This is a genomic window from Bradyrhizobium sp. ORS 278 (assembly GCF_000026145.1).
Taxonomy (GTDB): Bacteria; Pseudomonadota; Alphaproteobacteria; order Rhizobiales; family Xanthobacteraceae; genus Bradyrhizobium.
Window position 1 is genome coordinate 706547 of sequence record NC_009445.1, and the last position, 20006, is coordinate 726552.

Consider the following 20006-nt stretch of genomic DNA (forward strand, 5'->3'; position numbering starts at 1 on the left):
TGGCGACCGCGCCATTTATGAATAATCGAAGTTGCGTGACCTGTGCGTTGCAGCGTGCATTCGCGCGTGCACAAGCCGACGGGACGGATCACCGTGTTAGTACGGGGACCGTATTTATCCGGCGTCGATTACTTAAGTAGATCAAGTTTTCCTTAATCCGAAGCATGTGTCATCGGCAGCAATCAAACGAAACACGTCTCGTTCGCAGTCGCCGAAAGCATTCCAGGAAAATCCATGATGCCGCGCAGCTTCACCGCTCGTTCCCTTTCGCTCGGCACCGCTGTTGCCCTCGTCTTCGGCTTCGCCACCGCCGGCCTCGGCGCCGCTCTCGTCGGCGAGACCAAGCAGGTCACGCTGCAGCAGAAAGGTCCGTCGAGCACGGATGCGTTGAAGGCGTTGTACCGGCGTCCGGCGACGATCCCGTTCCCTAAGGACAATCCCTACACGCCCGAAAAGGCGGCGCTCGGCAAGAAGCTGTATTTCGACACGCGACTGTCGGTGTCGATGGCGCAGTCCTGCGGCAGCTGCCACAGCCCGAGCTTCGGCTGGGGCGATGGACTCGCTGTCGGCGTCGGCAATGGCATGAACAAGCTCGGCCGGCACTCGCCGACTGTCGTCAACGCGGCCTGGGGCGAGATCTTCATGTGGGACGGCCGGCTGGCCAATCTGGAGGAGCAGGCGCTCGGTCCGATCCAGGCTGCCGGCGAGATGAACATGCCGCTCGATCATCTGATGCAGCGTCTCGGTTCGATCCCGGAATACAAGCCGCTGTTCGAAGCCGCTTTTCCCAAGGACGGCATGACGCCGAAGACGCTCGCCAAGGCGATCGCGACCTACGAGCGCACCGTAGTCTCGGACCGCGCGCCCTTCGATGCCTGGATCGATGGCGACGAGAGGGCGATCTCCGAGGACGCCAAGCGCGGCTTTGCGCTGTTCAACGGCAAGGCGCAGTGCGTGACGTGCCACGAAGGCTGGAACTTCACCAATGACGGCTTCCAGGACATCGGGCTGCCGAGCAAGGATATCGGCCGGGGCGAGTACGCGCCCGGCGTCATCAAGATGCAGCATGCCTTCAAGACACCGGGCCTGCGCGAGATCACGCGCCGCGCGCCGTTCATGCATGACGGCTCGCTGGCCACGCTGGAGCAGGTCGTCGACCACTATGACAGCGGCGGCGTCGATCGGCCGAGCCGTTCCGACCTGATGCGCCCGCTCGGGCTGAGCGCTGCCGAAAAGTCCGATCTCGTTGCGTTCCTGAAAACTCTCACCAGCAATCTCACTCCGACGGCCGCCCCGGTGCTGCCGCGCTAATGATGGAAATCACCATGTCCCGAGCCCGAAGCCTTCTCGCCGTCGCAATTCTCGCCGGCCTGTCCACCGGTGCGCTGGCCGCCACGCAGGTCATCCATCAGCAGGGCCGGGCGTTCTCGGAGGAGAGCGTCACCGTGAAGAAGGGCGATGCGCTCACCTTTCTGAATGACGACACGATTCCGCACAACATCATGTCGACCAGCAAGGGCAACGAGTTCAATCTCGGCTCCCAGCAGCCGGGCGCCTCCACCGACGTGACCTTCAAGGAGGCCGGCGAGGTGGCGGTGATCTGCGCGATCCATCCGCGCATGAAAATGACCGTCAAGGTCGTCGACTAAGGCTCTGGAGCACTGACACATGTCGATCCGGTTGAGGATCCTCGCCGTCCTGGGCATCATGCTCACCCTCGCCGGCGGCCTAGCGCTGTACGGATTGCGGGGCATCACCTCGGCCGGCGATCTCGTGGTTCGTCTTTACGACGGGCCGCTCATGGCGATCAATCACGCACGCTCGGTGCACGCCCAGCTGAATGCTGCGATGCTGGTTCTGAGCCGGACCGAGACGGTCGGTACCTCGAAGCAGTCCGCTGACAAGTTCGAGAAGCTCGTCAAGTCGATCTCGGAGGATCTCGACGTTGTCCGTGAGCGCGTGAAGTCGAGCAGCGTCAACGCCGCCCGCGAACAGGCCGCCAAGAAGCTGCGTGACTGGTCGGATGCCGCGCTCAAGGTTCTCAAGCCGGCGCCGGACGGCGTCACCGAGATTCCGACGGCTTTTCTGCTGAGCAAGCTCGGCACCGAGGCGCTGGCCAGCGTGGACGACTTGGTCGAGCTGGTGGCGGCCTATGGCTATGAATACCGTAATGAGGCCGAAGCGCATGTCGCAGACTCGCGCACGATGATGATGGCGGCCTCGGGGGCCACGCTGGTGCTGGGCATCCTGCTCGCGCTCGGCTTCGCCTACTCGCTCAGCCGGCCGATCATCTCGCTCGAAAAGGCGATGATCCAGCTCGCTGACGGACACTTCGACGTCGTGCTGCCGGGCGTCCGGCGCAAGGACGAGATCGGTCACGTGGCGCGAGCGGTCGAGCGCTTCAAGCAGCTCGCCGCAGAGCGCGCGCATCAGGAGGCGGCGGCAAAGATCGAGCAGGAGCAGCGCGTCGCCGAGCAGCGCAAGGCCGATATGCATCGCCTGGCCGATACGTTCGAGAAGGCGATCGGCGATATCGTGAAAACGGTCTCAGCCACATCCGACACGGTGGAGTCGTCGGCGACCGCGCTGACCGGCACCGCCGATCGCGGGCGGCAGTTGGCCGAGGTCGTGGCAGGCGCATCCGAGGAAGCCTCGACGAATGTGCAGTCGGTCGCGTCGGCGACCGAGGAGCTTTCGTCCTCTGTCAACGAGATCAGCCGTCAGGTGCTGGAATCCGCGCGCATGGCCAATGAGGCGGTCGATCAGGCGCGGACCACCACCGAACGCGTCGGCGAGCTGTCAAAGGCTGCCAATCGCATCGGCGACGTTGTCGAGCTGATCAATGCGATCGCCGGCCAGACCAACCTCCTGGCGCTCAATGCGACCATCGAGGCGGCGCGCGCCGGCGAAGCGGGTCGTGGTTTTGCGGTCGTGGCGTCTGAAGTCAAGGCGCTGGCGGAGCAGACCGCGAAGGCGACCGGTGAGATCGGCCAGCAGGTCGCAGGTATTCAGGCGGCGACTCAGGAGTCCGTCAGCGCCATCAGCCAGATCAGCTCGACGATCGAGCGATTGTCGGAAGTGTCCTCGGCCATCGCCTCGGCGGTGGAGGAGCAGGGCGCGGCGACGCAGGAGATCTCGCGCAACATTCAGCACGCGGCGCACGGCACTCAGGAGGTGTCGACGAACATCACCGATGTTCGCCGCGGCGCCGCCGATACCGGCCAGGCGTCGACCAGCCTGTTGTCGGCGGCCCAGTCGCTTGCGAACGACAGCAAGCGGCTTCGCACCGAGGTCGACAGATTCCTCGCCACGGTCCGAGCGGCCTGAAGCAGGTCAAACATGTGCAGCGGCAGGCGGTTCAGCTCGCCCTGCATGTTTATGAGTTCATTCGATTGGCAAGAACCGGCGAGCTTGTTAGGACGAGGAGCGATCTTAACATCTTAACCATATTTCGCTGCTACGAAAGTTATGAGAAAAGCTTGAGGATCTCATGCGTAGCTCGCTTCGAGAGAGTTTGTTTGCAGGACTGATGGCGGCGGTGCTCGTCGGCGTCCATCCGGCGGCGGCATCCCCGCGAATGGTCTCGCTGGTGTTCAACTCGCAGCCGCAAAACCCGCAGCAGATCGGCTCCGATGAGTTTCGCACCAAGCTGCAGGCGCTTGCCGGCAAGACGCTGATCATCGACGAACGCGCCGGCAATTCGTTCGGCAGCGAAGCGGCCGTCCTGGCGGCGACCCGCACGGGCGCGGTCGACATCGCGGTGGTGTCCGGCGGCATCGCCAGCGCCGTCGTTCCCGAACTCGGTGTCTTCGACATCCCCTTCCTGTTCCGCGATACCGCGCACGCCAAGGCCGTCGCCACGGGACCGGTCGCCACCGCGATCGGCGCCAAGTTTACGGACAAGGGGCTGGTGCTGCTCGCCCTGGGCAAGCAGGGCTTCCGCAATCTCACCAATTCGAAGCGGCCGGTACGCACGGTTGATGATGTCAAGGGTCTGAAGATCCGCGTCATCCCCAATCCCGTCTATCAGATGACTTTCAAGGCCCTGGGCGCCGATGTCCTGCCGATGGACTTTCCCCTCGTGTACGCGGCGCTCAAGGACGGGCGCCTCGATGGTCAGGAGAACCCCGTCGCCACGATCGCCGCCAACCGGTTCGAGGAGGTACAAAAGTATCTCACGCTGACCGGCCATTTCTTCGCGCCGATCGCCTTCGTCGCCAATCGTGCGACGTTCGAGCAGCTCGATGCGGGTGAGCGCGAAGCGCTGGTCGCGGCTGCCAAGGCCGCGGCGGAAGTCACGTGGCAGGCGCAGCTCGATGCCCAGAAGCTCGACGATCTGCGCAAGGGCGGCATGGACGTCATCGAGACCTTCGATCGCAAGACCTTCGTCGATGCGGTCAAGCCGCTCGATCCCGAATTCGAGAAGCGCTTTGGCAAGGAGCTGCTCGCTACCATCAGGTCCACTCCGTGAAACAGACCGGCGATTCCATGAAACTCTCTTCGTTGATGTCCTGGATCGGGGTCCGGCCGCGGATCTTCGGCGGCTTCGCGCTGATCCTGAGCTTTCTGGTGCTGCTCGGCGGCTTCGCGATGAGCCAGGTCGGCCGCATTGGCGGCACGGTGGACGACCTCGTCGCCAGCGGTGCCGGCGACGCCGGCATGTCGCAAGTGCGTGCCGCGCTGCTGACAGCCAACGGCGCAGTCGAAAAATTCATCCGCACCTGGAGCGTGGGCGACAAGGATGCCGCCGGCAAGGCCATCGACTCGGTTGGCGGGCTTGCCGATGAGGTCGAAAAACAGTCCGGCCAACTGAAGGTGATCGCTGACGGCATCGGCTCGGTGCGCAGCGCGCTCGCGGCGTATCGCAGCGCCTTCGCAGCTGCCGCCGAGGCGGTCGACCGGCTGCGCGCGGCGACCAACAAGACCGAGGCGCTCGGCGCTGTCGCCGGCGTCAATCTTGGCGGCATCCAGGTCGCGCTCGCCAATCGCTCCGGACGAGAGCCGCTGCTCAACCCGCTGCGGCTCGCGAGCGTCGTCGACGCCGCCCGCATCGCCGTGATGCGATATACGAACACGCTGTCTCCCAACGATGCCGAAGACGCGAGGCTTACCTTCGTCTACACAGGGCTTGCGCTCGCCGATTCCGAAGCGGAGCTCGCAGGCGTCGAGGACGCCAAGCTGAAAAGCATGATCGCGGCGCTCAAGGACGCGCTGACCGCCGATGCGGCGGCGCTCGAGGACGTGATCAAAATCGCAGCCGATCTGCGCGCCAAGCAGGCCGAGCTCGCGAAGGTGAGCGCGGCGATCGACGGGCAAGTCGGGCGGATCAATCAGCAGCTCGGTACGGCTCGTGGCGAGCAGGGCGCCAAGACCGCCGTGGCTGTCGCGGACACCAGGCAGACCATCATCATCACCGCCGCCGGTGCGGTCGCGCTCGGCGCCGTGCTTGCCTGGCTGATCGGTGCCAGCGTCTCCGGACCAATCCGCAGCATGACCGATCGAATGCAGTCGCTCGCCGCCGGCGAGTTGGAGCAGTCGATCCCGGGCGGTACGCATCGCGATGAGATCGGGCGCATGGCACGCGCGGTCGAGATCTTCCGTGAAAACGCGCTGGCCGTTCGCCGCATGGAGCAGGAAGCCGCCTCGCAGCGCGAGGTCACCGAGGCTGAACGCGCCCGCATGATGGCTGATCTCGCCGGCCGTTTCGAGCAGGGCATGCAGGGCGTGATCACTGGTGTCGGGGGCCGTGCCACCGACATGGGGCAAAGCGCAAGGGAGCTCGCGCAAATCGCCGAGCGCGGCCGCGGACTGGCGGAGGCGGTGGCCAACCGGGCCGAGCAGGCTTCGGCGAACGTGCAGACGGTCGCATCCGCCACCCAGGAACTCGCTGCGTCGATCCGCGAGATCTCCGGGCAGGTGCAGCGGTCGGTCACGGTGTCGACCCGCGCGACGCATGAGACGCGGCGGACCTCGGAGCTGATCGACGGCCTCTCCAGCGCGGCCGAGCGGATCGGCACGATCGTGCAGCTCATTCAGGCGATCGCGAGCCAGACGAATCTCCTCGCGCTCAACGCCACCATCGAGGCGGCGCGGGCTGGCGAGGCCGGTCGGGGATTTGCGATCGTCGCGAGCGAGGTGAAGAACCTGGCGTCGCAGACGGCGCAGGCGACCGAGCAGATCTCCAGCCAGATCGCCACGATCCAGAGTGCGACCGAGGAGACGGTCAGCGCAATCGCCCAGTTCGGCACCACGGTGCGCGAGATCGCCGAAATCTCCAACGCGATCGCCGCCGCGGTCGAGCAGCAGGGCGCCGCGACCAGCGAGATTGCCCGCAACGTCGAGCAAGCCGCCAGTGGCACCCAGGCCGTCACGCAGGAGATCGGCGATGTGCGCATGGTGGCCGGCCAGACCGATGCGGGAGCAGAGGCCGCGCTCGCTGCCGCAGCCGCGCTGCAGCAGCAGGCGGCGTCGTTGCGGAGCAACGTTGCCGAGTTCCTGCAGACGATCCGGACCGCAGCCTGATATCGGGGCTGCGAGGCGTTGACGGTCGGGCGACTTCAGCCGCAAGCTGGCGCGATGACCGTTCTACAGCCACGCTCTCTCAGCATTGCAGTCGGCGACGCCGGCCACGTGTCGGCGTTGCTGCTAGCCCCGCCGAAGCCACGCGCCTGCTTCGTGCTCGCCCATGGAGCCGGTGCCGGCATGACGCATGCGTTCATGAGCCGTGCCGCCGATAGCTTCGCCGCGCATGGCGTCGCCACGCTGCGCTTCGAATTCCCTTACATGGAGAAAGGCAGCAAGCGCCCCGATCCCCCCGCGGTTGCGCAAGCCGCGGTGCGGGCCGCTGTTGCTGCGGCCTCGCGACTCTGTCCGGGCGTGCCGCTGATCGCTGGCGGCAAGTCGTTCGGTGGTCGAATGACGTCCCAGGCGCAAAGTCTGGCACCGCTGCCGGGTGTGTCAGGGCTCGGCTTCCTCGGCTTCCCGCTGCACCCCGCCGGCAAGCCATCGATCGCGCGCGCCGAGCATCTTGATGCGATCGACGTACCGATGCTGTTCCTGCAGGGCACGCGCGACAAACTTGCGGAGATGGAGCTGCTCGTGCCGGTCGTGAAGCGCCTGGGTGCGCGCGCGACGCTGCATCGACTCGATCAGGCCGATCACGCCTTCCACGTGCCGGCGCGCTCCGGCCGCAATGACCAGGCCGTCCTGGAGGAGCTGACGCAGGCCTTCGCGTCCTGGCTCGAGACGATCGCTGCGCGCGCCGATTGATGCATCGGGACCGACCTTGACGATCCTGCAGGTTGAGGATGACGTTCGCAAGGTGACTGCAAAGGGGTGAGCCGGGCGGCCTGGCTGACCGTCGGACTTTTGAGCCAGGGAAGACCCTCGAAAAATTTGCCGCGACATCAGGTTGAAAATATTGCAACACGTCTGCGTCACCAGCGGCCTGCGGGCGCGACGGTGGCCGGATCTTGGAGAGTTGAATGTTCCGGTGTTTGAACCTGGTCGCAAGCCCGATCCTGGGCGCCTTGTTGTTGGGCGCGTCGATCGCCGCCGCTCAGGCGGAGGACGTGAAGCTGCGAATCGGCGTTCTCAGGCTGTCGTCGTCAGCGCCGGTCTTCATTGCCCTGGACAAGGGCTATTTCCGTGAGGCGGGACTGGACATCGAGCTGAAGTTCTTCGATGCGGCGCAACCGATCGCTGTCGCGACCGCGACCGGAGACGTCGATGTCGGCGTGACCGCGTTTACCGCGGGTCTTTACAATCTCGCGGGCAAGGGTGCCCTGAAGATCGTCGCCGGCATGAGCCGCGACCGCCCCGGCTTTCCGCTGATCGGCTACTTCGCCAGCAACAAGGCGTACGAGGCCGGCCTCAGGTCTCCGAAGGACATCGCCGGCAAACGCGTGGCGATGACGCAGGTCGGGTCGAGCTTTCACTACTCGGTTGGTCTGCTTGCTGACAAATACGGCTTCAAGCTCGCGGACGTGAAGATCGTGCCGCTGCAGTCGATGTCCAACATGGCCGCGGCGATCAAGGGAGAGACCGTCGACGCCGCGCTGATGCCGGTGTCGGTCGCCCGCAAGCTGATGGAGGAGGGCGCCATCAAGCATCTCGGCTGGGTCGGCGACGAAACGCCTTGGCAGGTCAGCGGCGTGTTTGCCGGACCGAAGACCTTGGCGAACATGGCTGCGTTGACGAAGCTCCTGGCATCGCTGCAGCGCGCCGAGCGCGAATATCACGACGTCGTGCTGACGTCCGTGAAGGACGGCAATGCCGCCATCGACGATAAGACGAAACCGCTGCTCGAGATCATCGGCAAGTACACCAGCCTGCCGGTCGAGCAAGTGGTCGGGAATTGCGCCTATATCGACCCTGACGGTAAGCTCGACGTGCAGAACATCGACAGCCAGGTGAAATGGCTGCAGACGCAGGGTTTCGCAGACCAGGGCTACGATGCAGCCGCGATCATCGCAAAAGACTTCGTCAAACCGGATTGAGCTCGAGCGCCGCAGGTAGCGGATTGTTGTGAGATGGACCTGATCGCGCAGACCATCAGCCACCGTTTCGATACGCTCGATGTGCTCGACAGCGTGTCATTCACCGTTGGCGCGGGCGAAGTCGTGGCCATCGTCGGTCCCTCCGGCTGCGGTAAGAGTACGCTGCTCTCGATCCTCGGCGGACTTCTGCAGCCGAGCGCGGGGCAGGCTCTGTTGCAGGGTGCGCCGCCGCCGGGCAGCCTCAACCCGCTGACCTTCGTGTTCCAGGACTTCGCGCTGCTGCCCTGGGCCAGTGTCGCGGACAACGTCGCATTCCCGCTGCTGCATACCTCGCTGTCCGCCCAGCACCGGGCCGCTGCGGTGGACGATGCGTTGCGGCGCACCGGGCTGCTCGACTTTCGCGCGGCTTTCCCGAAACAATTGTCCGGCGGCATGCGCCAGCGCGTCGGCATCGCACGCGCGCTCGTGGTGAGGCCTGCGATCCTGTTGATGGATGAGCCGCTGTCGGCGCTGGATTCGCAGACGCGCGAGTTGCTGATGGAGGATTTCGTCGACCTGTTGGCCGATGGGTCGATGGGAGCTGTCTACGTCACGCACAATCTGGAGGAAGCGGTCAGGCTCGCTGACCGCATTGTCGTACTGTCTCGTGGTCCCGGCCGTATCCGAAAGGTCGTCACCGTTCCCGCGACCCGCCGCACGCGCGGCGACGCGGCAATGCGGGCGCAGCTGCTGGAGCTGCAGAACGAGTTGTGGGCGCTGATCCGGACCGAAGCGATCGATGCCGAGCGCGAGGTTCAGCATGCTTGACCGCATCCCGAATGACGCACAACGCATCGTCGCGGACGCCGAGACCAAGCCGGTGCCCTTTCGCGGTGGCGGGTTCACGCCATCGGCCAGCCGCTGGGCAGGGGTGCTCGCGATCGTCGCTGTGCTCGGGCTGTGGCAGCTGATCGGCAGCCTCGCGCTGATCAACCCGCTGTTCCTGCCCACGCCGCTCGGCATCCTGCGGGCGCTGTACCGGCTCGCCGAAAGTGGTGCCCTCTGGCAGCACCTTTCCGCTTCGCTGCTGCGGATCCTCTCCGGCTGGGCGCTCGGCACCGCGTCCGGAATCGTCGTCGGCTTTGCCATCGGGCTGTGGCGGGTCGCGCGCAGCGTCGGCATCACCTTCGTCTCGGCGCTGTTTCCGATCCCCAAGATTGCGGTGCTGCCTTTGCTGATCCTGTGGCTCGGCATCGGCGAGCAGCCGAAGATCGCGACGATCGCACTCGGCGTGTTCTTCTCGACCACGATCTCGGTCTACAGCGGCGTCGACGCCGTGCCGCGCAATCTGATCCGGATGGCGCAGAGTTTTGGCGTGCCGTTCCCGACCATCGTGCGCAAAGTGATCTGGCCCGGCGCGCTGCCGTCGATCCTGGCCGGCTTCCGCATCACGGCGTCGGTGGCGTTGATGCTTGTGGTGTCCGCAGAGATGATCGGCGCCGAAACCGGCATCGGCACCTTCGTCCTGCAGGCCGGCAACCTCATGCAGACCGATCAGCTGATGGCGGGCATTCTGATGCTGTCGCTGTTCGGCCTCGCCGTCGGCAAACTGATCAGCCTGCTCGAAGCGCGGTGGCTGCACTGGCGCTGATCGGCTGCATCACGCGTTGCCACGGTCCTCGCGGAACAGGTCGAGCTTCTCCTGCACCGGGCGGTCGGAGAACGAGAACAGCACGGCATCCTGGTCTGCCTCATGGGTGACCCATTGCCAGCTCGGCACCACGAACAGGTCGCGTGGACCCCATTCGAAGATCGCGTCGCCGATGCGGCTTCGCCCCCGACCCTCGATCGCCGTGAACACCGTAGCGTCCGTCGAGCGATAGCGCGCGGTTTCAAACCCCTTCGGCAAGAGCTGGATGAAGGTGCCGATCGTCGGCATCGCGAAGTCGCCGGTCTCGGGATTGGAGAACTTCAGCTTCAGCCCATGGCACGCATCCCATTCCCCGCTGCGCTTGGCGTTCTCAAGCGCCTCGCGCGTGTAGGCGTAGGGATAGTTGAAGATCGGCGACGTCCGCGATTTGCGCTTGGCGTCGACCGGAAGCAGATTGTGACCGTAGCGGGCAAAGCTGTCGCCGGCGGGACGCGCGACCTTCTGCTGATCCTCCTGCGACCCTTGCGCGAACGACGCGTCGAGGAACTGCACCAGGGGAATGTCGAGGCCGTCGAGCCAGAACATCGGCTCCGCGGTTTCGTTGCCATGATCGTGCCATGTCATCGACGGCGTGATGATGAAATCACCGGGCTGCATCAAGGTGCGCTCGCCGTCGACCGTCGTGAACGCGCCCTGGCCCTCCAGGACGAAGCGCAGCGCCGACTGGCTGTGGCGATGGGCGGGGGCGATGTCGCCGGGGATGACCATCTGGATGCCGGCATAGAGCGAGGTGGTGATCTTGGACTGGCCGCGCAGGCCCGGATTTTCCAGGATCAGCACGCGCCGCTCGGCTTCCTTTGCCGTGATCAGCCGCCCGGCCTCGATCATGTAGTCCCGGATCGCAGCGAACTGCCACAGATGCGGGCGGCAGCCGCTCTTCGGCTCGGGCGTGATGAGATCGCTCATCACGGTCCAGAGCGCGGTCATGTTCTCGCGGTCGATCTTCTTGTAAAATGCCTCGCGTTCCGGGGTCGAAACTGCGGCCATGCGCGCCTCCCGATCAAATGTCGTTGTTGATTGACAGTATACTGTCAATTAGCCTACCGTCAATTGCAACCAGAGATATCAACTCAGGAGGAGTGCCACGATGAAGCTGCACGGCTATTTCCGCAGCAGCGCATCCTATCGGGTCAGGATTGCGTTGAACCTCAAGGGGCTGACTGCCGAGCATCTGCCGCACCACCTCAGGAAAGGCGAGCAGCGCGCGCCCGGCTACCTCGCCCTCAACCCGCAGGGTTTCGTTCCGACGCTCGAGGACGACTGCGGCGCTGTTCTCATCCAGTCGCTCGCCATCATCGAATGGCTCGACGAGACTCACCCGGAACCGCCGCTGCTGCCTAAGGATCCTTTGCGCCGGGCACATATTCGCGCCTTCGCGCAGGTGCTCGCGTGCGATACCCATCCTGTTCAGAACTTGAAAGTGCTGGCGCGGCTGCGCGAGCTCGGCCTCCCCGAGGACAAAGTCACGGCCTGGGCCGGCTGGGCCAATCGCGAGGGACTCGCGGCCTGTGAAGCCCTGGTCAAGCATGAGCCTGGCCCGTTCTGCTTCGGCCCGTCGCCGACGCTCGCCGATCTCTGTCTCGTGCCCCAACTCGGCAATGCGCGACGCTTCGGCGTCGATGTCGCCGCGTTCCCGCGTCTGCTTCAGGCCGAAGCCGCAGCCAAGGCGCTGCCGGCGTTTGCCGATGCCGCTCCGGAGCGCCAGCCCGATGCCGAGTAAGCCGCCCGAGATCACGATGGACGCGGTCTATACCAAGCCCGGCTATCTGTTCCGGCGTATGCAGCAGATCGCGGTCTCCATCTTCGTGGAGGAATGCCGGGAGTTCGACCTCACGCCCGTGCAATATGCCGCGTTGGTCGCGATCCAGAATCATCCCGGCATCGATGCCACGCGGCTGTCCGCGGTGATCGCGTTCGATCGCTCCACGCTCGGCAGCGTGATCGAGCGGCTCGAGGCCAAGGGCCATGTCGAGCGCAAGCCCTCGGCCGAGGACAAGCGCGTGAAGCTGCTGTATCTGACCAGGGCTGGTGCGGCGCTGCTGCGCAACATCATGCCGTTCGTCGACCGCGCGCAGGCGCGCATGCTGGCGCCGTTGAAAGCCGCCGATCGCAAGATGCTCATGGCGCTGCTGTCGCAACTGGTCGATCTCAACAACGAGGTGTCGCGCGTGCCGCTGCGCGCCGAGGACGCGATGGAGCATCTCGGCAAAGGCGGCTGAGACCCGTTGCTGGGGCCTGCGCGGTGGACCGCGTTCGCTCATAGCCGCATCACCGCTTGGCGATCGATCTTGCCGGTGCCGGTCTTCGGCAGTTCGTCGATGAAGACGATCTCCCGTGGGTATTTGTAAGGCAGCAGCTTGGCCTTGACGAAGTCCTGCAACGCCTTGGTCATGGCCGGCTCATCGTGCGAGCCGCCATTGGTAACCACGACGGCTTTGAGGGTCATCCGCCGGTCCGGCAGCTCATGCGCGAACACGGCGCATTCCCGGATGACCGGGTGCTCGGCAAGGCAGAGCTCGACCTCGAGCGGATAGACCCATTGTCCGGAGATCTTGACGAGGTCGTCGGCCCTGCCGCGAAAGAAGTGGAAGCCATCGGCATCGCGGACGAACCGGTCGCCGGTATAGATCCAGCCGCCCTCTCGGATCGTCTCCGCGGTCTTGTCCGGCCGGTTCCAATACAGTGGCGTATTTGAATCGCCACGGACCCAGAGAATGCCTTCCTCCCCAGTCCCGACCTCGCGCCCTTCCCCATTCCGCAGTGCGATCTCGTAACCGGGGACACGCAGCCCGGCTGCGCCGAGCTTCTTCCGGTCCTCGCGGTTGGAGAGATAGACGTGCAGCACCTCGGTCGAGCCAAGCCCTTCGACGATCTCCAGCCCCGTAAGACTTTTCCAGCCGTTGAAGACCTCCGCCGAGAGCACCTCGGCCGCGGAGACCGACAGACGCAACGAGGACAAGTCGGCTTCGACGGCGCGGTCTGCCTTGGTAAGGGCGGTGTAGAGCGTCGGCAGGCCGAAGAACACGGTCGGCCGAAAGCGCCCGATCGCATCGAAGATGGCCGCGGGCTTCGGTTGACCGGGCAGCAGCAACGTTGTCGCGCCGGCGGTGAATGGAAAGGTGATGGAATTGCCGAACCCATAAGCGAAGAAGATCTTCGGCACCGAAAAGCAGATGTCGTCAGCTCTCAGCCGCAGCACGTTTCTCGCGAAGGCCTGCTCGCTATAGGCCATGTCATGCTGCAGATGGACGATGCCTTTCGGCCGCCCGGTCGAGCCCGACGAGTACATCCAGAACGCCATCTCGTTGCGATGCGTGTCGGCTTCGGCCAGCTCAGCTGCGAAGTCGGCCAGCCAGCGATCGCCCGCGATTGTCGACGGCGCCGCCGTTGCCGGCGCCACGCCATTGACGACGATCAGGGTCTGCAGCGCCGTCTCCGCGCAGGCTTGGGAGTCGAACCGCCCGGCAAATTCCGCGTCGGCGACAGCGACCTTGGCGCCGGAATCCGCGAGGTAGAACTGCAAGAGGTCGGGCGGCGTCAGCGTGTTGATCAGCAGCGGCACGTAGCCCGCGCGCACTGCGCCGAAGAACGCGGCCGGATAGGCCGGAGTATCGTCGAGGAACAGCAGCACGCGATCGCCGCGGGTGAGGCCGAGCGATGCCAGGCCGTTGCCCCAGCGGCAAGCATCGACGCATAGCTCGGCATAGCTGCGCTCGCCGGCTGAGCCGATCAGCGCGGGTTTGCTTGCATTGCCCTTGGCGAGATTGTCGAACAGCACGCGGCTGGCGTTGTAGCGTGCAGGGATGGCGAAGCCGATCTCGCGGGCGCCGGGGCTGTCGGAAGGAACCTGATCCGCAATCTCTCGTGTCATGCCCGGCCTCCTCCGGCGCGCGATGCCTCGTAGCGGGCCATGAATTGCGGAGCCATGGTGCGTAGCCTGGTGTCGTCGATCCGGCCCGAGCGCGTGATGTAGCCGTAGGCAAAGTCCATCAAGCCTAGCTTCATGTGCGCCGGAAAATGCTCGTACCACTCGGCGCTCGTGCGAGCGGCGGTGACCAGCTTCTTGACGATCGGCTGCCGTTCCGCCTGATAATGTGCGAGGCCGTCGGAGAGATTGCCCTTGGCGTCGAGCGCCTTGGCGAGCGCGATCGCATCCTCGATCGCAAGCCGCGTGCCCGAGCCGATCGAGAAATGCGCCGTGTGCAGCGCGTCGCCGATCAGCACCATGTTCCGGTGCCACCAATGCTCGTTCCACACCCAGGGAAAATTGCGCCACACCGATCGGTTGGACATCAGCGAATGACCATCGAGCGTCTCGGCGAACACCTGCTCGCAGATGCGCCGGGATTCGTCGACGGACATGTCGGCGAAGCCATATGCCTGCCAGGTCGTGCGATCGCATTCGACCAGGAAGGTGCTCATGTCGGGCGCGTAGCGATAGTGATGCGCATTGAACATTCCGCGCTCGGTCGCGACGAAGGTTTGCGACAGCGTCGGAAAGGTTCTTGACGTTCCGTACCAGGCGAACTTGTTGCTGGAGTAGGACACCGAGAAGCCGAAATCGCCCTCGAAGCTACGCCGGACCAGGGAATTCAGCCCGTCGGCGGCGACGATGAGATCGTAACCTGCAAGCTGATCCAGCGACTGGATCGGCGTGCCGTAGCGGGCCACGACCCCAACGCTTTCGGCGCGCGCCTGCAACAGTTTGAGCAGCTCGAGCCGGCCGATCGCGGAGAAGCCGACGCCGTCGATCTCGACGCTCTCGCCGTGCAGATTGAGCGTGATGTTGCGCCAGCTCTCCATGCGCGGTGCGATGGCGTCGACCGTGTCCGGATCGTCGGCGCGCAGGAACTCCAGCGCCTGGTCGGAGAACACGACGCCGAAGCCCCAGGTCGCGCCGGCCGGGTTCTGCTCGAACAGATCGACCACAGCGGCAGGGTGCCGCTTCTTCCAGAGATAGGCGAAATACAGCCCGCCGGGGCCGCCGCCGAGCACGGCGATGCGCAAGGACGTTCTCCCAATTGACAGTATACTGTTTATCTTGACCTGAGACTAATCGTCCTGTCGCCTCTGCGCCAGCGGAATTTTTGGCATGAACCTGGGGCGCTTGGCATGCTCAATGGCGAGCTTCTGAGCGGTACGAACGTCTGCGCATGGATCCGTAGTCGAAACGTTAGGGCGGTCTTTGACTGTTGCGGACGCCCTTCGGCTCGCTCGGCCAAGCAACCCACACGATCCGCGGTGCCCGATCCCCGCGCAGTTCCGCGCGCGGATTCTGGTCACCTGCTAGGATTGTGCGCCGAGGATCGCGCGATGGCGCGACACGTCGGAAATCCAGCATCCGGAGTCGCTGCGGCATATTGCGCCCTTGCCAAAATCTGCCAAACTCAACCCGACCGGGAGTTCTGCTTTGGGGGTGGTGAATGTCGAACAGGTTCACGCAATACATTCTGATTGCGATGGTGCTTGGCATCGTGATGGGAACGCTGATCTTCAACCTGCTGCCTGACAGCCGCATCGAACTCGCCGCCGACATCAACCTCGTTGCGATGCTTTTCCTGCGCCTCATCAAGATGATCATCGCGCCGCTGGTGTTCGCGACCCTGGTCGGTGGCATCGCCCATATGGGGTCCGGCGCAAAGCTCGGACGCATCTTCGCCAAGACCATGGGATGGTTCCTCAGCGCGTCCTTCGTCTCGCTGCTGCTTGGCCTCGTCATGGTGAACCTGCTGCAGCCAGGTGCGAACTTCCCGGGAACGCTGCCGGACAAGGGCCAGTCGACCAGCCTGCCGGTCTCGGCCTTCTCGATCGAAAAGTTTCTGACTCACTTGATCCCGACATCCATCGCCGATGCGATGGCGCAGAACGAGATTCTGCAGATCGTGATCTTCGCCGTATTCTTCTCGATCGCGATGGGAGCGCTGCCGGAACGGTCCAAGGCGCTGTTGCAGCTGATCGATGACGTCGGCCACATCATGCTGAAGGTCACGAGCTACTTCATGCTGTTCGCGCCGCTGGCGGTGTGGGCCGCGATCACGGCGACCGTCGCCAAGAACGGCCTCGGGGTGCTCTGGAAGCTCGTGGTTTTCATGGGCGGCTTCTATCTCTCGCTGCTGCTGTTGTGGGCGATCCTCGTGGTGGTAGGCTTCGTCGTCATCGGTCCGCGCTACAGTCATCTGTTGAAGCTGATCCGTGAGCCGTTGATGATCGCCTTCTCGACGGCGAGCTCCGAGGCGGCCTATCCGAAAACGCTCGAGGGCCTGAACAGGTTCGGCGCCTCGAAGCGCATTTCAAGCTTCGTGCTGCCTCTCGGCTATTCGTTCAACCTCGACGGCACGATGATGTATTGCACGTTCGCCAGCATCTTCATCGCCCAGACCTACAAGATCGAAATGCCGCTGGGCACGCAACTGGCCATGCTCGCCACCCTGATGATCACCTCGAAGGGTGTCGCCGGGGTGCCGCGCGCTTCGCTGGTCGTCATTGCCTCGACATTGTCGCAGTTCGGCATACCTGAGGCGGGCCTGCTGATGATCATGGGCATCGACACCTTCCTCGACATGGGACGGAGCGCGACCAACGTGATCGGCAACACGCTTGCAACCTCGGTGGTGGCGAAGTGGGAAGGTGAGCTCGGGCCGGAGCATGCGCTCGGCCCGTCGGATGTCGTGCCGCCCGACATGATCCCCGGCGAGGTTCCGGCCATGGCCGGGCAGTGACGGAGGCCCGGCATGCGCGGTTGCGTCGTCGTCGCAAGTCTCACGGTCGCAGCACTGCTCGCGTGCGCCGGCGCGCAACCGGGTATCGCGCAAAGCGGCGCCGGCGAGGGCCTGTCGCCGACGCTGGCCGCGATCAAGGCGCGGCATGTGGTCAATCTGGGTTACCGCGAGAGCTCGCCGCCATTCTCGTTCCTCGATCAGGCGGGTCGGCCGATCGGCTACAGTCTCGAACTGTGCGAGGCCATCGTCGAGGAAATCGGCGGCGAGATCGACGACCCCGGCCTGCGCATTGCCTATGTCAAGGTGACGTCCGACGATCGCATCGATGCAGTCGTCGCTGGCAGGATCGATCTTGAATGCGGCTCGACCACGGCGAATGCCGAGCGATCGCGGCAGGTGTCTTTCTCTCCGCTGATTTTCGTCGCCGGGACCAAGCTGATGGTGTCCAAGGGCTCGCCGGTCGCGTCGGCAACCGATCTCCGGGGCAAGTCGGTCGTGGTGACCAAGGGCACCACGAACGAAGCTGCGATGCGCGAGGTCGACCGGAAGTCCGCGCTCGGCCTCACGGTGGTGACGGCGACCGATCACGAGCAGTCCTATCAGATGCTCGTGGACGGCAAGGTCGATGCCTTCGCCACCGATGACATCCTGCTCTCGGGCCTGATCGCGCGGCACAAGGCGCAGGACAAGATGCGGATCGTCGGCGACTATCTGTCCTATGACCCCTATGGAATCATGTTCCGCAAGGATGAGCCGCAGCTCGCGGCCGTGGTCGAGAGGGCGTTCCGGCGGCTCGGCTCCAACCATGACCTCATTCCGCTCTACAACAAGTGGTTCGTCCGACGGTTGCCGACGGGAGAGCGGCTCAACGCAGCGATCTCGCCACAGCTCGAGCAGGCCTTTCATGTGCTCGATGACAGCCCGGCCGCGAACAACTGACCGGAAAGGGCTCGTTGCCGGGTGCGTGGTGCTTTCGTCAGGGGCATGATCGCGGGCGGCGTTCTCCGAAGATCTTGTCCAGGGCCGCGAAACAGGCGGCCTCGACCAGCTCGGGCGCATGCCGGCCGAGCGTCTCCATCTTCACACCCGAATTGATTTCGAGCACCTGCCAGCGTCCGTCAGTCAGGACAACGTCAACCGAGGCGTATCGGATGTTGATAGCCCCCGCGGCTTCGCGGGCGAGAGCCGAGCACGTCTCGCGCACCCGGCCATCGGCCAGCAGCATCGGCCTGGCGCCGAGCTCGAGATTGTGCCGCCAGCTCAGCAGGCGCTGCTCGCCTCGCGGAACGATGGCATCCAGCAGTGGCTCGCTAAATTCGTCGCGCAGACGCCGCAGCAGCTGATCATGCAGCTCGCTCGGCTCGGACGCGATCGCGAGCTCGCGGAGCGAGTGAACGCCGTCTCCCGTCACGGCAGGACGTTGCTTGCGATAGACGATCAGCGGGATATCATCGAGCAGGATCACGCGGACCTCGTCGGCGATCTCCATGAGCGGTGCGATGGCAACACTCGCACCCGCATCGAAGATGCGGTTGATCGCGTCCTTGAGGTCTGCCGAACTGGTCACCGGCGTCACGCCGCGGCCCGACGTCCCCTCGTTGGGCTTGACGACGAGGCCGGCAGGGTGCGCTTCGAGCATGTTCAGGATCGGCGTCCAGTCAGGATCGCGCGAACCGGTCAAGGCCGGCGCGAGCAGGAAAGCGTGCGGGACAGCGGGAACTCCGGCCGCGGTCAGCAGGCCGGCCGTCGCGGCCTTGTCGCAGGCAATTCTGTGCGCCACCGCACTGTTCAAACCGAAATCATAGCCGAAGATCAGGTGGCGCCGGGTGGCATCCTCGAGAACCAGCAACCAGCCGTCGTCCCGGACGTCGAGGCGGATGCCGCGCTCGGCGCAATAACGGGTGACGGCAGCAAGCTGGTGGCGGGGATGGTTAATCATTGCTCAAGGATTGGGCCGGCGATGCGGAATTAAAGTGCTGGAATATCGGAATTTCGGCAAGTAAATTGCTCTGATCGTTTGTGTACGAATGAATGGCGCAGACGCGTGATCCGGTCTCGTCCGGCATGCGTTTGATCGTGATCAATGGTGCATCCATGCGGGTTGATTATTCGCTGTTTTCACGTACATCAGGCGCCGAAAATCGCTGAGATCTCCGAGGTTTTTGCGGTTCTGCCTCCGTCACGACTTGTTTCTTCCAACTTCAGCCCACGTGAAAAAACAAACGACATGAGCGCGTTCTATAAAGAGAAAGTTCTTTCCGTTCACCACTGGACGGACACGTTGTTCTCCTTCCGTGCGACCCGTGATGCGGGCTTCCGTTTCCAGAATGGCCAGTTCGCGATGATCGGCCTCGAAGTCGAGGGCCGCCCGCTGCTGCGCGCCTACAGCATGGCGAGCGCCAATCATGAGGAGGAACTCGAGTTCTTCAGCATCAAGGTGCAGGACGGTCCGCTGACCTCCCGGCTGCAGAAGATCAAGGAAGGCGACACCATCCTGGTCGGCCGCAAGGCCACGGGCACCCTGATCCCCGACAACCTGCTGCCCGGCAGCCGGCTCCTGCTGCTGTCGACCGGCACCGGCCTCGCGCCGTTCGCGAGCCTCATCAAGGACCCGGACGTGTACGAGCGCTTCGAGAGCATCGTACTGGTTCATGGCTGCCGTCAGGTCGCCGAGCTGGCCTATGGCGAGAATGTGGTCGCAAAGCTGCGAGAGGATGAGCTGTTCGGCGAGCTGCTCGAAGGCAAGCTGCACTACTATCCGACCGTCACCCGTGAGCCGTTCAAGAACCGCGGCCGCATCACCGATCTGATCTCGTCGCAGCAGCTGTTCAACGATCTCGGCCAGCACGAGCTCGACATCGCCAAGGACCGCATCATGATGTGCGGCAGCCCGGCGATGCTGGAGGAGCTCAAGACCATGTTCGAGTCGCGCGGCTTCCTCGAGGGCAGCGGCAACGAGCCCGGCCACTTCGTGATCGAGAAAGCGTTCGTCGAGCGCTGAGCCGCCGATTTCGCCGTATAGGAATTCGTCAAAGAGCGCCTCGACGCAATCGGGGCGCTCTTTTCGTTGGCAATATCCTCCTTGCACGCGCTGAAGCG

Annotated in this window: 18 protein-coding genes; 14 read left to right on the forward strand and 4 right to left on the reverse strand. The window is 64.4% G+C overall.

The features are described from left to right. Nucleotides 1–234: 234 nt before the first annotated feature. The 9 genes from BRADO_RS03165 (at nucleotide 235) to BRADO_RS03205 (ending at nucleotide 10128) form a co-directional block, all read left to right on the forward strand. Nucleotides 235–1311 carry a cytochrome-c peroxidase gene (locus BRADO_RS03165; RefSeq protein WP_011923865.1) on the forward strand — a complete coding sequence of 359 codons (1077 nt, stop codon included), beginning with the start codon at nucleotides 235–237 and terminating at the stop codon, nucleotides 1309–1311. 14 nt (nucleotides 1312–1325) lie between these two features. Beyond that, entirely contained in the window at nucleotides 1326–1649 is a 324-nt protein-coding gene (locus BRADO_RS03170; protein WP_011923866.1) for a plastocyanin/azurin family copper-binding protein, read from the forward strand. Between the two features lie 19 nt (nucleotides 1650–1668). Continuing rightward, nucleotides 1669–3327, forward strand: coding sequence for a methyl-accepting chemotaxis protein (locus BRADO_RS03175; protein WP_011923867.1), 1659 nt, complete (start codon nucleotides 1669–1671; stop codon nucleotides 3325–3327). 163 nt (nucleotides 3328–3490) lie between these two features. Further along, entirely contained in the window at nucleotides 3491–4471 is a 981-nt protein-coding gene (locus tag BRADO_RS03180) for a TRAP transporter substrate-binding protein (protein WP_011923868.1), read from the forward strand. Between the two features lie 35 nt (nucleotides 4472–4506). Next, nucleotides 4507–6522, forward strand: a complete 2016-nt coding sequence (locus BRADO_RS03185) for a methyl-accepting chemotaxis protein (RefSeq protein ID WP_011923869.1) — start codon at nucleotides 4507–4509, stop codon at nucleotides 6520–6522. A gap of 54 nt (nucleotides 6523–6576) precedes the next feature. Further along, nucleotides 6577–7269: an alpha/beta family hydrolase gene (locus BRADO_RS03190; protein WP_041756054.1), complete on the forward strand. Its 693-nt coding sequence runs from the start codon at nucleotides 6577–6579 to the stop codon at nucleotides 7267–7269. Between the two features lie 215 nt (nucleotides 7270–7484). Then, entirely contained in the window at nucleotides 7485–8498 is a 1014-nt protein-coding gene (locus BRADO_RS03195) for an ABC transporter substrate-binding protein (protein WP_011923871.1), read from the forward strand. A 33-nt stretch (nucleotides 8499–8531) separates the two neighbouring features. Next, nucleotides 8532–9305, forward strand: a complete 774-nt coding sequence (locus tag BRADO_RS03200) for an ABC transporter ATP-binding protein (RefSeq protein WP_011923872.1) — start codon at nucleotides 8532–8534, stop codon at nucleotides 9303–9305. Continuing rightward, the gene (locus BRADO_RS03205) at nucleotides 9298–10128 is read left to right on the forward strand and encodes an ABC transporter permease (protein ID WP_173363482.1); all 831 of its coding nucleotides are present in this window, start codon (nucleotides 9298–9300) and stop codon (nucleotides 10126–10128) included. Before BRADO_RS03200 ends, BRADO_RS03205 begins: the two co-directional genes overlap by 8 nt. A gap of 9 nt (nucleotides 10129–10137) precedes the next feature. Here BRADO_RS03205 and gtdA read toward each other — a convergent pair whose 3' ends face one another. Further along, the gene (gene gtdA, locus BRADO_RS03210; protein ID WP_011923874.1) at nucleotides 10138–11175 is read right to left on the reverse strand and encodes a gentisate 1,2-dioxygenase; all 1038 of its coding nucleotides are present in this window, start codon (nucleotides 11173–11175) and stop codon (nucleotides 10138–10140) included. Nucleotides 11176–11275: 100 nt separating this feature from the next. On the opposite strand from gtdA, the gene maiA reads away from it, so the two are divergent. Next, nucleotides 11276–11908, forward strand: a complete 633-nt coding sequence (gene maiA / locus BRADO_RS03215) for a maleylacetoacetate isomerase (RefSeq protein WP_011923875.1) — start codon at nucleotides 11276–11278, stop codon at nucleotides 11906–11908. Beyond that, nucleotides 11898–12407: a MarR family winged helix-turn-helix transcriptional regulator gene (locus tag BRADO_RS03220; protein ID WP_011923876.1), complete on the forward strand. Its 510-nt coding sequence runs from the start codon at nucleotides 11898–11900 to the stop codon at nucleotides 12405–12407. Before maiA ends, BRADO_RS03220 begins: the two co-directional genes overlap by 11 nt. A 38-nt stretch (nucleotides 12408–12445) precedes the next feature. Here the strand turns inward: BRADO_RS03220 and BRADO_RS03225 are convergent, their stop codons facing one another. Beyond that, the gene (locus BRADO_RS03225; protein ID WP_011923877.1) at nucleotides 12446–14059 is read right to left on the reverse strand and encodes a benzoate-CoA ligase family protein; all 1614 of its coding nucleotides are present in this window, start codon (nucleotides 14057–14059) and stop codon (nucleotides 12446–12448) included. Further along, nucleotides 14056–15195, reverse strand: coding sequence for an FAD-dependent monooxygenase (locus BRADO_RS03230; protein WP_011923878.1), 1140 nt, complete (start codon nucleotides 15193–15195; stop codon nucleotides 14056–14058). The genes BRADO_RS03225 and BRADO_RS03230 overlap by 4 nt, the downstream gene beginning before the upstream one ends. Nucleotides 15196–15611: 416 nt before the next feature. Between BRADO_RS03230 and BRADO_RS03235 the strand changes: the two genes are divergently transcribed. Then, nucleotides 15612–16907: a dicarboxylate/amino acid:cation symporter gene (locus BRADO_RS03235; protein WP_011923879.1), complete on the forward strand. Its 1296-nt coding sequence runs from the start codon at nucleotides 15612–15614 to the stop codon at nucleotides 16905–16907. Nucleotides 16908–16919: 12 nt separating this feature from the next. Further along, nucleotides 16920–17846, forward strand: a complete 927-nt coding sequence (locus tag BRADO_RS03240; RefSeq protein WP_011923880.1) for an amino acid ABC transporter substrate-binding protein — start codon at nucleotides 16920–16922, stop codon at nucleotides 17844–17846. Nucleotides 17847–17883: 37 nt separating this feature from the next. On the opposite strand, the gene BRADO_RS03245 is transcribed toward BRADO_RS03240, so the two are convergent. Next, nucleotides 17884–18846: a hypothetical protein gene (locus BRADO_RS03245; RefSeq protein ID WP_011923881.1), complete on the reverse strand. Its 963-nt coding sequence runs from the start codon at nucleotides 18844–18846 to the stop codon at nucleotides 17884–17886. Between the two features lie 288 nt (nucleotides 18847–19134). Here BRADO_RS03245 and BRADO_RS03250 point away from each other — a divergent pair, with 288 nt between their 5' ends. Beyond that, nucleotides 19135–19908, forward strand: coding sequence for a ferredoxin--NADP reductase (locus BRADO_RS03250; RefSeq protein ID WP_011923882.1), 774 nt, complete (start codon nucleotides 19135–19137; stop codon nucleotides 19906–19908). Nucleotides 19909–20006: the final 98 nt, after the last annotated feature.

What these genes read in the sequence shown, in the direction of transcription:
- BRADO_RS03165 (WP_011923865.1), top strand. Translation starts at nt 235, where the DNA reads ATGATGCCGCGCAGCTTCACCGCTCGTTCCCTTTCGCTCGGCACCGCT.
- BRADO_RS03170 (WP_011923866.1), top strand. Translation starts at nt 1,326, where the DNA reads ATGTCCCGAGCCCGAAGCCTTCTCGCCGTCGCAATTCTCGCCGGCCTG.
- BRADO_RS03175 (WP_011923867.1), top strand. Translation starts at nt 1,669, where the DNA reads ATGTCGATCCGGTTGAGGATCCTCGCCGTCCTGGGCATCATGCTCACC.
- BRADO_RS03180 (WP_011923868.1), top strand. Translation starts at nt 3,491, where the DNA reads ATGCGTAGCTCGCTTCGAGAGAGTTTGTTTGCAGGACTGATGGCGGCG.
- BRADO_RS03185 (WP_011923869.1), top strand. Translation starts at nt 4,507, where the DNA reads ATGTCCTGGATCGGGGTCCGGCCGCGGATCTTCGGCGGCTTCGCGCTG.
- BRADO_RS03190 (WP_041756054.1), top strand. Translation starts at nt 6,577, where the DNA reads ATGACCGTTCTACAGCCACGCTCTCTCAGCATTGCAGTCGGCGACGCC.
- BRADO_RS03195 (WP_011923871.1), top strand. Translation starts at nt 7,485, where the DNA reads ATGTTCCGGTGTTTGAACCTGGTCGCAAGCCCGATCCTGGGCGCCTTG.
- BRADO_RS03200 (WP_011923872.1), top strand. Translation starts at nt 8,532, where the DNA reads ATGGACCTGATCGCGCAGACCATCAGCCACCGTTTCGATACGCTCGAT.
- BRADO_RS03205 (WP_173363482.1), top strand. Translation starts at nt 9,298, where the DNA reads ATGCTTGACCGCATCCCGAATGACGCACAACGCATCGTCGCGGACGCC.
- gtdA (WP_011923874.1), bottom strand. Translation starts at nt 11,175, where the DNA reads ATGGCCGCAGTTTCGACCCCGGAACGCGAGGCATTTTACAAGAAGATC.
- maiA (WP_011923875.1), top strand. Translation starts at nt 11,276, where the DNA reads ATGAAGCTGCACGGCTATTTCCGCAGCAGCGCATCCTATCGGGTCAGG.
- BRADO_RS03220 (WP_011923876.1), top strand. Translation starts at nt 11,898, where the DNA reads ATGCCGAGTAAGCCGCCCGAGATCACGATGGACGCGGTCTATACCAAG.
- BRADO_RS03225 (WP_011923877.1), bottom strand. Translation starts at nt 14,059, where the DNA reads ATGACACGAGAGATTGCGGATCAGGTTCCTTCCGACAGCCCCGGCGCC.
- BRADO_RS03235 (WP_011923879.1), top strand. Translation starts at nt 15,612, where the DNA reads ATGTCGAACAGGTTCACGCAATACATTCTGATTGCGATGGTGCTTGGC.
- BRADO_RS03240 (WP_011923880.1), top strand. Translation starts at nt 16,920, where the DNA reads ATGCGCGGTTGCGTCGTCGTCGCAAGTCTCACGGTCGCAGCACTGCTC.
- BRADO_RS03245 (WP_011923881.1), bottom strand. Translation starts at nt 18,846, where the DNA reads ATGATTAACCATCCCCGCCACCAGCTTGCTGCCGTCACCCGTTATTGC.
- BRADO_RS03250 (WP_011923882.1), top strand. Translation starts at nt 19,135, where the DNA reads ATGAGCGCGTTCTATAAAGAGAAAGTTCTTTCCGTTCACCACTGGACG.